This window comes from Cupriavidus sp. FW216-B1 (genome assembly GCF_058789195.1).
Map to the genome: position 1 here is coordinate 103,006 of NZ_JBYTEL010000019.1, position 13,622 is coordinate 116,627.

Consider the following 13,622-nt stretch of genomic DNA (forward strand, 5'->3'; position numbering starts at 1 on the left):
GTGCCCTCATGACTGACGAAATCGGTAAATCAGAAAAAGCTACTCAGAACCGCGTCATCAAGCTTTTCACCGAACAGCTAGGCTATGCCTATCTCGATGATTGGACCGATCGCACCGGCAACAGCAACATCGAAGAAGGCCTGCTTACGGCCTATCTGACGGAGGCCGGATATCGTCCCGCGCAAATCAACCAAGCCATCTACCGCCTGAAGACCGAGGCCAACCATCCGCAGCGCAAGCTGAACGCGAATAACGAGGCTGTCTATCAGCTTCTTCGCTACGGCATCCAGGTAAAGGTCGAGGGCGACAAAGTCACTGATACGGTCTGGCTCATCAATTGGGAAAGCCCGTCCAAAAACCACTTCGCGATTGCCGAGGAAGTCACTCTAAAAGGCGGATACGAACGCCGCCCGGACATCGTGCTCTACGTCAACGGCATCGCTATCGGCGTGCTGGAATTGAAGAACAGCCGCGTGAGCATCGGCCATGGAATCCGACAGAACCTGTCCAACCAGTTGCCTGAATTCAACGAGTGGTTCTTCAGTACGGTGCAATTCGTTTTCACCGGTAACGACTCGGAGGGCCTGCAGTACGGCACGACTGCCACGCAGGAGAAGTTCTTTCTCCAGTGGAAAGAGGACGAAGCTGACAACAGTGGCTACAAGCTGGACAAGTACCTGATGAAGATGTGCGAGAAGACTCGGCTTATCGAGTTGATGCACGACTTCATCCTGTTCGACGGCGGAGTCAAGAAGTTACCGCGCGTACACCAGTATTTCGGCATCAAGTCCGCGCAGGAACACGTGCGCAAGCGGCAGGGCGGCATCATCTGGCACACCCAGGGCGCAGGCAAGAGCATCCTGATGGTGCTGCTGGCCCGGTGGATTCTCGAAAACAATCCCCATGCCCGCGTGGTCGTCATTACTGACCGCGACGAGTTGGACAAGCAGATCAAGCGTGTCTTCGAGAGCAGTGGTGAAAAAATCCATCGCACCAGCAGCGGGCGCGACTTGATGAGCCAGTTGAGCCAGCCGGCTCCGCGCCTGCTCTGTTCACTCGTGCACAAGTTCGGTGCTGGCAAGGGCTTGGGCGATGGCGACTTCAATGCCTTTATCAAGGAACTGGAGTCCCAGCCGAGCGTGGCAGTTGGTGATCTCTTTGTGTTCGTCGATGAGTGCCACCGTACGCAGGGCGGGCGTCTGAATCGCGTGATGAAGGCGATGATGCCGTCAGCCGTGTTCATCGGCTTTACCGGCACTCCGTTGCTGAAGAGCGATGCGGCGACAAGCCTGGAAGTGTTCGGCGGCTACATCCACACCTACAAGTTCAGCGAGGCGGTAGAGGACCGTGTGGTGCTCGATCTGGTCTATGAGGCTCGGGATATCGACCAGAACCTCGGCTCCCAGGAAAAGATCGACACGTGGTTCGAGGCCAAGACGAAAGGGCTGAACAACTGGCGGAAGAACGAACTGAAGAAGCAGTGGGGCACGATGCAACACGTACTCAGTTCGCGCTCGCGCATGGATCGCGTGGTCGAGGACATCATCTACGACTTCAGCACGAAGTCGCGATTATCCACCGAGCGCGGCAATGCGATGCTCGTGGCGTCCAGCATCTACGAGGCGTGCAAGTATTACACGCTGTTCCAGAAGACTCCCTTCAAGGGAAAATGTGCAGTCGTCACGTCCTATAACCCGCTGGCAAAAGACGTGACGCTGGAAGAAACCGGTGCAAATACCGAGACCGACAAGCAGTTCATCTTCAACACTTACACCGACCTGCTGGCCGACGTGCAGCCGAAGGCCGGTATGTCGAAGACCGAAACCTACGAGGATCAATCCAAAGCCCGCTTCATCAAGGAGCCGGCGAGCATGAAGCTGCTGATCGTGGTGGACAAGCTGCTGACAGGCTTCGACGCGCCACCTTGCAGCTACTTGTATATCGACAAGTCCATGCAGGACCATGGCCTGTTCCAGGCCATCTGCCGCACCAACCGTCTGGATTCCGACGACAAAGAATTTGGCTACATCGTCGACTACAAGGATTTGTTCAAGAAGGTCGAAAACGCCATCGCCGTGTATTCGTCCGAGCTGGACCATAGCGCGGGCGGTGTCGAGCCGGAAATCCTGCTTCAAAGCCGTGTACAGAAAGGGCGTGAGCGTCTGGATGCGGCGCTTGAAGCATTGGCGCTGCTGGTCGAAAAAGTGGAGCCCCCCAAGGGCGAGCTGGAGTACATCCACTATTTCTGCGGCAACACGGAGATTGCCGATGACTTGCGGGCACGGGAGCCGCAGCGCGTCGCCTTCTACACCGGTGTGGTCGGCCTGCTGCGTGCCTATGCCAGTATTGCCGATGAACTGGATGAGGCCGGCTACGATGCGGCGCAGCAGGCATCGATCCGGCAGCAGCTTGATTGGTACGTGAAGCTTCGCGAAACGATTCGCCTCGCGAGCGGCGAGACGCTTGATCTCAAGCCGTACGAGGCCGACATGCGTCACCTGATCGACACCTATATCGCAGCCAGCGAACCACGTAAGATTTCCGAGTTCGAGAACATCGGTCTGCTCGATCTGATCGTGAAGACCGGCATTGCCGATGCCATCGCCAAGAAGCTTCACGCGATGAAGGACCGCCAGTCGGTGGCGGAGACTATCGAGAACAACGTTCGCAGCAAGATCGTCAAGGATCATCTGACCGATCCGGCCTACTTTGCCAAGATGTCCGCACTGCTCGACGAGATCATCAAGAAGCGCAAGGAAAAGGCCATCGACTACGAAGAATACCTGAAGCAGATGGCGGCTCTTGCGACAAAAGTGCAGGGCGGTAAGGCTGACGATACACCGGCAGCACTGGATACCCGCGGTAAGCGAGCACTGTTCAACAATCTGAAAATCGCCGATGCTCATACAACGGAGCAGGCGCTGGCACTCTCACTTGAAGTGGATGCCGCCGTCAGGCGTGTTCGTCACGACGGCTGGCGTGGTGTGTTGCCGCGCGAGAACGTCATCAAGCAGGCGCTGTGGGATATCCTGAAGGACGATGCGGAAGTGGAGCGCATCTTCCTGATCATCGAGGCGCAGCGGCAGGAGTATTGAACTTGGAGCCAGCCAGCAGTTTCGACCTCGGCGAGATGAGCGTCGATGTGGTGAGGAAAGATATCAAGCATGTCCATCTCAGCGTCTATCCGCCGGATGGGCGTGTGCGAATTTCAGCGCCCCGGCATATGTCATTTGACCTCATCCGGGTGTACGCCATTACCCGGCTGGACTGGATCAGGCGGCAACAGCGCAAGCTGCTAGCACAGGAACGTGAAACGCCGCGCGAATATCTGGACCGAGAGAGTCACTACGTTTGGGGCAAGCGCTATCTGCTGCGAATTGTGGAAGCCGACGCCGCGCCGACCGTGAAGCTGAAGCACTCCACGCTCGAACTTGTAGTGCGCCCCGGTAGTGATGCAGGCCGGCGCCGTGAACTGCTTGATGCGTGGTATCGAGAGCAGTTACGGGCTGCCGTGCCGCCATTGCTGGAAAAATGGCAGCAGTTGCTGGGCGTCAGAGCACAGCGTATTCTCGTTCAGCACATGAAGACGAAGTGGGGAAGCTGCAATCCGATGTCCGGCAATATTCGTCTGAATACGGACTTGGCGCGCAAGCCACCAGACTGCCTGGAATACATCCTCGTGCATGAGCTGGTGCATCTGATCGAGCCGACCCATAACGCGCGGTTTCAGTCGCTAATGGACAGGTTCATGCCTCAGTGGCGGCAGATCCGGGATGTGGTGAATCGACTCCCAGTGCGGCATGAGGATTGGGAGTATTAGCGCCGCCAACAAGACTCCTGAACGATCCGGGAGCAGATAACGGCGCGGCCGAGCGTAAACTGAGCGGCAGCCGTCGAAAATTGAACGCTCTCGAATAGCTGTCCGCCCAGTCCGGCGATAGGACGCATCTGGATGCCGCCTATGACCTAGGGGATGGCTGCCTCCTGCTCGCAATCTAGTCGCCTGTCCGCTTTGTGCCTTAGTGCGGTCGTACAACGGCCCGTAGGTCAGCGGCGGAAAACGGCCGTGAAGCGACCGCCGGCTGGTCACTAGCGTTTTGGACACTAGTCCCACTCCGCCTCAGAAACTAGCTCTGCTGACACGACTCCTTCCACGCTCATCTGGTAGAGCTTCCGATAGCACAGCGGACATGGTGCCCAGTCCAAGGCTTGATTACCTCCGATTTCGAAGTGCAGTTCGCGAATCCGGACGGGGACGCCGCATTTGCAGACGAGAATCTGGGCATGGTCATCCATCGCGTATCTCCTTGGCAGACGGGATTGCAACGTGTGACAGTCGGAGACTTCCATGGATCAGTGCATTGCTGTCATCGTGATTGGCCGCAGATCTCCGGAGCGGGCCGAAGAGAGCAAGCGTACTTCCGCGATTTTCGTGTGGGGGCAGATTTAGACTGCGCAATGACCGGCCCACCCATCGCCGTTTGTACCTCATCCAGGTACCGCCTGCATATTGCCCAAACCTTCTTTCGCTCTCGCATCGCGTGCTAAGGGTGTTGGATAGAGGCCAATTTTCCCATAGCGGGAAAACTCTTAGTCAGGGAACTATGCGCCTAAAGGTGCGGACTCTCCGTTCGGCCCGAAGTCTCGGTCGGGATCGCTACGAAGGTCGAGCCTCAGATTCATTCCCTTCGTACAATTTATCCAGCCGCATCTAGGACATCCGTTGATTAGTGAGATGTCGGCGGGCAGTAGTTCAAGTATGAACCGTCGGGCCATTTCCGGCATCTCACGGTTCTCTGCAGACTCAATTGGTACGAGCCAGTTATCAAGGGCACGTCGTGTTGTACCGATTCGTTCGGCGAACTGTTGTCGCGTAAAACCGAGCACGTTCATCGCGTAGCGCAGAAGATCCTGTTGCGACAACTTCGAAAGTTCTTCGATGCTCTTCATCGCCTCTCCCATGGAGTCTCCAAGACTCTATGGTAGCGCTAACTGTGGAGCGTGCGAAGTTGGAATGAGTCGGGTCGTTGTTAGGAAATAAAACATTAATTTTCTTCTCTCTGGCGAGAATTTTCATATATTTAAATTCATTATTGAATTTCCATTTCATAGCGCCAAGATGGCGGGTCGAAGGATTTTGGTGCTGGGTGTTTGCAAACCGTCTCAATGTGGTCTACTTTGATACGATTGTGTGGAGAGGATCGGAAATGTACAACGATGTCGCACCTGACTCCTTCGCGAATTTGCTTCACTTTGCCCGTCGGCGCTCGGGCGTATCGCAGAAAGATGCTGCCTTCGCTAGCGGGATGGATCGCTCCTATCTGGCAGCTTTAGAGAATGGGCGCAGATCGCCCCCTGGGTTGGCAGCGCTACATCGACTTTTGGATGCTATCCGGGCGCCACAGGCAGAGCGCGCCAGAATCATTTACGCAGCGTTCTGTACGCGCTGCGATGAAGAGCTTAGCGGCTTGCTTCCCGCTGGGAAGGTCGAGCCGCTGAAAGAGTTGCTCTACGAACTCGTACGGACGGGTGGCGATGAAGTGGAGATGTTGGCAGACATTGCCAAATTGCCCCTTGACGAACGTCGCGCGATCACTGGCTTTATTCGTGTTTCCTGTGCTGGTCGGCAATCTTCCGGCACGATGCTCGTCGCGCTCGACAAGAAAAACCTTCAGGAGATGCCAATGTAAATAGAAACGGCGAGATACCCTTTCGAGTACCCCGCCGCGTGCCTCCCCAGAAAGACGGATCTTACTGAGTAGGACTTCGGGAAAAGTCTTCCGTACCAGTATGGTCTTTCTGTGTGGCTCGCGTCAAGGGACTCCTTTTTCTTCGGAGTTACCGCAGGTGTCCGAAGGGGACACCTGCGTCCCAAAAGGTGCCACACATGTCTACTCAAAAGTCCCCGCTTCCGGCGACTCGGGGTCTCCCCTACGTCACGTACATCTCAGGCGACGACCTGCTCCACGAAACGGAGTTGTTGGATCCCGTCGCACCCGTCAGGCCCATCTCAAAACTCCATCCTGGGAGATCCGTTGGCGGGGCTAGTTTTGGGGACCGAACACCCTACCACGCGATGGACGAGTCTCAACTCGAGATGCTCGCATTACTTGCAGTTGCCTTGGCGGCCGACGTCCAGCTGATTGCTGCCCAGCCAATGCGACTCAGCTACGAGTTCAAAGGTGAGAAGAGACGGTACACGCCTGACATCTATCTTCGGACCGATAGCGAAGCAGTGTTGGTTGAGGTCAAGGAACTTCCCACTCTCCTGCGGCCGGAAGACATCGAGATGCACGCCGCGCGGGCGAAGGCGGTAAGTCAGATAGGTGGACGACTCTGTTTCATCACGGACGATGTACTCAAAGGCCAAGGGGGCGTGCTGGCGAAGAATCTCCTCCGACTGCAACGGCATCTCCGATCACCAGCCGACGACACTTTTGTGGATCTGACACGCCAGCTTCTAAAGGGCGAGAGTCTCACTGTCATGGATCTGATGTTGGCGCTGGATCAGCCAATAGGAAGCGTCCTCAATATGCTCGCCCATAACCGCCTCGCGTTCGACTGGACGAAGGCCCTCACACCGGCGAGCAATGTGTCGATCCCAGGTTGTGAGTTTCGATCGCTAACAACTGCGGAGCTGCTCAATGCGGGTGAATTCGGTGATCTTCTGGCAGAGCTCACTCTGGGTCGTGCGCCGCAAGATCAACGACGGCTATACCGTGCGACGGCTCCGCGATCGATCATTAAGATACGTGACCCCTTTGGAAATGTTTGTTGATGTTAGTAGCGGCGGGCCGAGCGTAGTGTCCGAATCGGAGGCGCTACATTTCGAGCGTATGTCCGTAGCCACGATCAGATCCATTGAGAGAACACTGAAGGGGTTGATATGCATCGATTTATCATCGGAAAAGGACTATTAATTCAAAAGGACGTAGACCTGTTCGAATACATTTCCAGGTGCGACTCTACGCTCTACTTTCGAAGTCCAATCAACGACCAAGTACTGGACATCACGGAGGCAAAATTCTGGGAGTCGGTTGCAACTGGGACCATCGTCGTAAAGAAGTCCCTCTCGACAGACAATGAACTGAAATTCGAAGAGGGGCCGGCGAGCGATGCGTCGCTCTCTCTAGTTCACCTCAGCAAGAAGGCACAGCGGGCAGTTCTCAAAAAACTCGCCTACATCTTCGGATTGAGGGACCTTGGCATTACACGCGGAAAGTTACGGCAAATAGCAGAAGTCGCAAAGAGAATTGCTGCTGGCAGGGGCGACGCAAAAGTTCCCGGTGAATCAACAATTTCAGCGTGGATGAAAACTTTCGAGGATGCGGGTGACGAACCCATGTCCTTGGCGCCTGAATCCGCCAATAGGCCTCTCCATGCAACGGATGCCGTGCATGAAGCGCTCGTGCAAGATGCGATCACGGAAGGCTACTGCAAACTGCATCAACCGACAATGAAGACTGCGTACGACCGGTACATGTCGTCTTTGGAGGTACACAACGCTCAAGAACGGCAACGCGGTGCCCTTGTTCGTCAGCCGATTTCGATGCGAACGTTCGAGCGCAGAATCGCGGATCGTCCGGCCTATGATGTTTATGAGTCTAGGCATGGGGCTGAGGCCGCGCGAGCCAAGTTCAAACACGTCATGCACGTCGCCGACGCATCGGCAATTTTTGACTGGGCCGAGATCGATCACACCATTCTGAACCTTATGGTCATTGATGATCGTCTGCTCGTTCCGCTGGGCCGGCCGTGGATAACTATCATTCGTGATGTCCGATCGGGCGCCGTACTGGGGTTCTACATAGCATTCGACGCGCCAAGCCTCCGAAGCCTATTTGGCGCAATTAAGAACTCACTCCAGCCTCATCCCGACACCAGCCACTTTTTCCCAGGGATACGCAATCCATGGTCGACTTGGGGATCTTGCGTGGCGTATCGCTTTGACCGCGGTGGAGATCTTCTGTCGGAGAGCACGAGGATTGTCATGGCCGAAATGCGGGCGAGATACGTTTACACGCCAGCTCGGCGCCCCTGGGCGAAGGGTTCGATTGAACGCTTCTTCGGAACCATGGAGATGACGCTTCTCAATGACATCCCAGGACGAACGTTTGCGAATTTTTGGAAACGCGGCGAGTACGATCCGAAGAAGACGGCGGTCGTTAGGTTCACCACGCTCATCTACCTCATGCACAAGTGGATTGCGGACTTTGTCCATGTTCAGCCGCATTCTCGCAAGCTTCGCTCTCCGCTTGATATTTGGAACGCGGAGATCGATTCTGTGGACCGCATGGGGTTCTCTGATACCCACAAGCTGGATGCTGTATTTGGGCATCACAAGACAGCACCATTGACCAGGCGGGGGATCGCCTTCGAATCGCTGCAATATGCCTCTGCCGAAACCGAGGCGTTGTTCAACCATCATGGTAATGGGCTGAAGGTCGACTACATCGTAGCTCCGGAAGATCTAGGGCATGTTCATCTCATCCACCCCGCGAAGAAGACATACGTGCGGGTGCCATGCACACGGCTCGACTATGCGAACGGGCTAAGTTTGTTTCAGCACAAGCTTCTCAAGAAGCACGCTCGCTTGCGCTGCGCGGAAGGGTACGCCATCGCAGACTTGGTCGACGTGCATCAGGAATTGCGCGAAACAGTGTCGAGGGATGTACAACATCTGGACCGTATGGGCATCCGTGACCTGACGACTCTCGCTCGTATGGCTGACATCAATAGCGCAGCGGTCTACGCAGGGCGCACTGCAACCATTCTCAACTGCTCTAGCGTGCCGCTCTTAGCCAGTAACGATGGTATGCGGGATGCGATGAGTACTAACGAAGCGCCTAAGCAGACCCGGCAGGTTGAAGAGACGGCGCCGATTCCAAGCTTTCGTTGGAGTAAGGAATGACGCTAGCCATCCCAAGTTCAGGAACGTCGTTAGGCGAGGCATCTTCCGATTTCGCCTCCTTGCGTCTGTTTGACGGTGAGTCGCCTCAGAAGATCGAGATCAACGACCCCGACTGGCTCAACAATGCGTTAGCACTGGCCAGCTTGAATGGGCCATCGAAGTCAGAGGTTGATGACGTCATGAGACTCTGGATCGAAACGAGGACGGCTGAACAAGCGATGAAAGCCATCGACTGTTTGATTGACCGTGCAAAGACCACTCGAATGCCGGGTGGCCTTCGGCTTTCCGGAGAAGGCGGAACGGGAAAGACTTTCATCTTGCATCGGATCCTCAAGAAGTACCGCGCCGTCGACAATGGGTTTCAGCTACATTGTCCTGTCGTCTACATACGGCTGGGAAAGTCACCCACTTCTGCCTCAGTTATCAGCGCGATATTGAACGCTATCGGCGACACGATGCCTCACAGGGCTAGCGATAGCGGCACCCCGGAGGAACGCCTTGCCAGGGCACTCAAGCATTGCGGAGTGTTGGTCATCTTGATAGATGAAGCGCAAAACATCTTCCCCGCGTCTGGCCATAGACGGAACAGGGAGCGACTCGGCGGAAGCGTTGCTGAGACCGTCAAACTGGTGTGCGATCTAAGTGGCGTTGCGATAGTGTGGACAGGCCTACCAAGCATTGAGGAGGTTTTTCGGGAGGATAGCCAACTTGGAACACGCTGGCCTGGATCCATCTCTCTGCCTCAGTTTGACGATTCTCTCGAATGGAAGGGAGTTCTCAGCGGTCTCAGTCAGGCAGTTGACGGGGTGCTGGGATACCGTTTCGACTTCGACCTGTATTCGGCACAGTCGGCTGAGCGCTTGCACAGCATGACTGGAGGAAATTTCCGCATACTGAAGAACCTGCTCAGTGAAGCGGTTCGAATTGCCTCTTCGGCCTCAAAAAAATCTATAGGAAAGCCGATCATCGAGCAGGCGATAGAGCAATTGGCGCTCGTGCCATTTTCCAACGCCGCGGATGTCGAAATCAAGCCCGAGACGAAGGTAAGCGGAAAGAAGGCGCCATCGTTGCCCGAGTTGATGAAACGTCGGAGGTGATGACGATGCAGCAACTGTTCTATTCCGTATCGCCGGATCCGTTGGAGAGCGTTCGAAGCTACATACTCCGTGGGGCCGCAGCCAATAGGATATCGCCATCGATCATCTCTAAGGAAGTATTTGGAAGTGTGGGCAGCTTCCCGCTTCGCGACGCGGCTTCGTTAGCTGTGAAGTTTCGGAGCGGAGCGCTGGATGTAGCTTCGCTGGACGGCTATTGGCGTGCAGGCCGTAGTCGGCACGGCGAACTCCGGCTCAATGGCGCTTGGATGGATCGTCAGGTAATCATGCCTCGGCCGCGATGTTCGGTATGCCCGACTTGTCTCGGCGAAGCAGCCATTCTGCGGTACGAGTGGGAGTTGAGCTTGGTCTCGGCTTGTCGCCGGCACGGTGTCGAGTTGATAGATGTCTGTCCAAGTTGTAGGCGGCCGACAGGTGCGTCAAAGCGTTCGATTACGAGTTGTGTGTGTGGCATGGATTTTCGTCGAATCAATCCATCCATCGCGCCCGTTGCGTCAAGGACAGTAGCGACCTTGATCGCATCGAGTGCGCAAGATGTTGCTGTACCAGTGCTTGATCGAATGAGCGCCGCTACGTTGTCCCTGCTACGTGCAGATCCCGCTGCCTGCATTCGAACGATCAAGTTCCTTGCGCTTGTACCTCTTGATCCATTAGAGGATCTGAGACGGAGGCAAGGACTCACCCACTTTGGAGTGAGGCAAAGTGTCAGGTTTTCCGAACGAGTGGAAGCGTTGTTGAACTCGTGGCCGGATGGCTTCCTGGTACAACTGGAACGCGCAGCTTCGACTAGAGCGACCACATCCAAGCTTGAAGCGGCGCGCTTGCTTAGGGTTGTCCGCGACGCAGCCCGCGCCGCAACCGAAGTGTCCGATCCGCTAGGCCTGCTCCAACTTTTTCAATACGGCGCCCGCAGAGTTACTCGGATGCTCCGGTTGGACGGAGCAGTGAGGGGATACGCGAAGCAGCTTGAACTCGATCTCGATTGAATGGATGTCTTGAGGCAGACCATGAACATCTCCAATCCGGCGTCAGAAAGCATATCCTCGGATTTCAAAGGGGGGAGCCAGCAGAACCTCGTTCGCCTTCGCCGCCGCAAGACGAATGTGGACCTGAGGAGGATGCCCCGCCTACATGGTGGGCCAGTGCCGATTCCAGGTGAGTCCATCAGCAGTTGGCTGTATCGTGCGAGCGGATGCTTCAGCGTGCATCCCTCAGACATTGTGCGGGCCATAGGCTACGATGGAGCGAGCGCGGCATTGGATTTCGGCTGGGACAGAGATGTGGTCTCCGCTCGGCTCGCGGTCCTCCTGCAGACCGAATTGGCTAGTGTCTTGCGACTTAGCCATCCCGAGCATTCGCATCTGAACAACCAGTTCTATACCTTCCTCACCTTCCAGTTTCATCGCGCTCAACCTGTGTTTAGGTGGTGCCCTTACTGCTTATCAGAGGACGAGGTGCCGTACTTCCGTTACAGGTGGCGCTTTGAGTTCAGTCTTTACTGTGAGAGACACTCGGTTTGGCTCAGTGACCGATGTTGCCATTGCGGAGCGTTGCCTGATCTGTCGCTAGCAAGTACGAAAGGCTATCGACGATCTGTACCGAAGCCAATCACGACGTGCGTGGCTTGTCAGGCCGATCTACGTGCGCAGCGTGGAATTGAGATCGAAGCCAGGGATCTGGAGGTGGCGCGAGATTTGTATTCGGCGATATCGAATCGCATGCTCAGTTCGTCTTTTGACCCAGCGAATCTCCATAAGAGAAGCTCGTTGCCAGTGTTGCATGGCTACCTGTTTCCGATCGCAGTGGTGAGACTATCGAGGCGTACGCGCATGCTTGGGTTTCGTTACGACGTTCTCTTTGGTAGTAGGTGGGACGCGGTTCGGCACGTCAAACTGTTCGATGGGCAGCGAGAGTTCCGAGCCTAGAGAATCTGATCTGGAAGGTATCAACATGCTGAAGGTGACAATTGAGCTAGTCCCAAACGGTGACGAACAGCGAACGCAGGTGTTGGGGGAGTTGACGATATCGAACACCGGAATCCCTTCGATGGATGCCGGAAACTACGACGCAGTGCTTATCGAGTATCACAGGGGAAGAGATGATCGGGATGCCGGCCGATTTCGCACGGTTGCGTCGATACGAGGACTGGAGCGGGAGATGCTTCGTCCGACGCAACTTGTTGGGGCGGTGCTCAACTTAGTAGCCCCATTAAAGCGGACGATGCATAGCTCCTCCGATCCGTATGGAGTAGTTCATAGTTGCGAGGAACTATAGAGTCAACTCAACTACGGAGGGATGCGCTAGGGCGCTCTTGCACCGAGATGATCCTGTTTCTTGACTACGATGGTGTGCTTCACCCCGATGCTGCTTACTACGTTTCTTCAAAGAAGAGCGCACATATTGAGCTTCGCGCAGAGGGGGCATTGTTCATGTGGATGCCGATTCTGGAGGAAATCCTCGCTTCATACGCCAATGTGAGGATTGTGCTATCGACTTCGTGGGTTAGAGAGCTTGGTTTCGCAAAGGCGAAAGGCTTTCTTTCGCCGGGGTTGCAGAGCCGCGTCATTGGGGGTACGTGGCACTCGAAGATGGCAAGGCACAAGGAAGGTTCGCACCGTGTGCCGGATCTATGGAGCGAACTGACGCGGTATCAGCAGATCGCACACTACATTCAAACGAAGAAGCCTACGGTTCCATGGATTGCAATCGATGACAATTTTGTGGGATGGGATCCAAGCGTCGCGCATCGACTTGTTCCCACAGATGGAGCCACCGGACTCTCCGATCCAGCTGCACAACAGTTGCTGCGGGAGCTTCTGGACAGCGCCGATCGCGATGAGGCTGAGTTCGGCAAGGACCGTTAGTTATGAATATCTATGTCGACTGTGAGTTCACCGACTTCATTGCTTGTGAGTTGATCAGCATCGCGCTGGTCGGTGAACATGAGACGGAATTCTATGGGGAAGTGTCAGATTATGATGCTGGAGCGTGCAGTGGCTTTGTTCGAGACGTCGTGCTAACTCAATTGGGTCAACTGCCTCAATGCGTGCGTACTCGGCAGGGGTTGCGAACCGAACTGCTCACTTGGATTGCTTCGCTTGGAGAGTCTGAGGGGAGCGTCTCGATCTGCGTGGACAGCATTACGGATTGGGACCTGCTCATCGGACTTCTAGGCGATGTACCCTCCGGATGGAATGGTGTCCTAATTGGGCATCTGGTGAGCCAAGGCCGAAGGGAGGAGTACTTCATGGTCAATGGCGGGAGGCATCACGCACTTCATGATGCGCGAGCCCTGCGTGCGGCTTCCCCGGACACCCTGACTGGGGCGATTGCAGTTGCCGAGGTGAAGCCTTCGCGCTACACATTCTAGACGGGGGGGCTATGCACGTATGTAAAGTAAAGCACTCTGGGAGCGGCTTTGCGATAGAGCTACCAAAGCGCTTCGCACTACGGGCGAAGGTCTATGCCGGACTATCCGTTGAGGTTAGCTTGATTGGAGGGAAGCTGGTCATCAGTTCGGATGGTGTCGAACGATGCTTCTCACGCGATCGTTATCTGCTGCAGCTAAGAGGAAGAAGATTGAAGCCGCATCCGAT

General features: G+C 55.5%; 11 protein-coding genes. 10 read left to right on the forward strand and 1 reads right to left on the reverse strand.

What is annotated here, in order from left to right; genetic code table 11:
- Positions 1-8: 8 nt before the first annotated feature.
- The gene (locus AC3WXD_RS27895; RefSeq protein ID WP_492325080.1) at positions 9-3,095 is read left to right on the forward strand and encodes a type I restriction endonuclease subunit R; all 3,087 of its coding nucleotides are present in this window, start codon (positions 9-11) and stop codon (positions 3,093-3,095) included.
- A gap of 35 nt (positions 3,096-3,130) precedes the next feature.
- Positions 3,131-3,820, forward strand: coding sequence for a M48 family metallopeptidase (locus tag AC3WXD_RS27900; RefSeq protein WP_492325103.1), 690 nt, complete (start codon positions 3,131-3,133; stop codon positions 3,818-3,820).
- 782 nt (positions 3,821-4,602) lie between these two features.
- On the opposite strand, the gene AC3WXD_RS27905 is transcribed toward AC3WXD_RS27900, so the two are convergent.
- Positions 4,603-4,950 carry a hypothetical protein gene (locus AC3WXD_RS27905; protein WP_492325081.1) on the reverse strand — a complete coding sequence of 116 codons (348 nt, stop codon included), beginning with the start codon at positions 4,948-4,950 and terminating at the stop codon, positions 4,603-4,605.
- 257 nt (positions 4,951-5,207) lie between these two features.
- Here AC3WXD_RS27905 and AC3WXD_RS27910 point away from each other — a divergent pair, with 257 nt between their 5' ends.
- The 8 genes from AC3WXD_RS27910 (at position 5,208) to AC3WXD_RS27945 (ending at position 13,396) form a co-directional block, all read left to right on the forward strand.
- The gene (locus tag AC3WXD_RS27910) at positions 5,208-5,690 is read left to right on the forward strand and encodes a helix-turn-helix domain-containing protein (protein ID WP_492325082.1); all 483 of its coding nucleotides are present in this window, start codon (positions 5,208-5,210) and stop codon (positions 5,688-5,690) included.
- 407 nt (positions 5,691-6,097) lie between these two features.
- A complete protein-coding gene (locus tag AC3WXD_RS27915; RefSeq protein ID WP_492325083.1) occupies positions 6,098-6,778 on the forward strand; it encodes a hypothetical protein in 681 nt (226 codons plus the stop codon).
- Positions 6,779-6,886: 108 nt separating this feature from the next.
- Positions 6,887-8,911: a TnsB C-terminal domain-containing protein gene (locus AC3WXD_RS27920; protein WP_492325084.1), complete on the forward strand. Its 2,025-nt coding sequence runs from the start codon at positions 6,887-6,889 to the stop codon at positions 8,909-8,911.
- A complete protein-coding gene (locus tag AC3WXD_RS27925) occupies positions 8,908-10,008 on the forward strand; it encodes a TniB family NTP-binding protein (protein ID WP_492325085.1) in 1,101 nt (366 codons plus the stop codon). The genes AC3WXD_RS27920 and AC3WXD_RS27925 overlap by 4 nt, the downstream gene beginning before the upstream one ends.
- Before the next feature lie 5 nt (positions 10,009-10,013).
- A complete protein-coding gene (locus AC3WXD_RS27930; RefSeq protein WP_492325086.1) occupies positions 10,014-11,012 on the forward strand; it encodes a TniQ family protein in 999 nt (332 codons plus the stop codon).
- A gap of 132 nt (positions 11,013-11,144) precedes the next feature.
- Positions 11,145-11,951 carry a TniQ family protein gene (locus AC3WXD_RS27935; RefSeq protein ID WP_492325104.1) on the forward strand — a complete coding sequence of 269 codons (807 nt, stop codon included), beginning with the start codon at positions 11,145-11,147 and terminating at the stop codon, positions 11,949-11,951.
- A 396-nt stretch (positions 11,952-12,347) separates the two neighbouring features.
- Positions 12,348-12,890 carry an HAD domain-containing protein gene (locus AC3WXD_RS27940; protein WP_492325087.1) on the forward strand — a complete coding sequence of 181 codons (543 nt, stop codon included), beginning with the start codon at positions 12,348-12,350 and terminating at the stop codon, positions 12,888-12,890.
- 2 nt (positions 12,891-12,892) lie between these two features.
- On the forward strand, positions 12,893-13,396 hold the full coding sequence (locus tag AC3WXD_RS27945) for a 3'-5' exonuclease family protein (RefSeq protein WP_492325088.1): 504 nt from the start codon (positions 12,893-12,895) through the stop codon (positions 13,394-13,396).
- Positions 13,397-13,622: the final 226 nt, after the last annotated feature.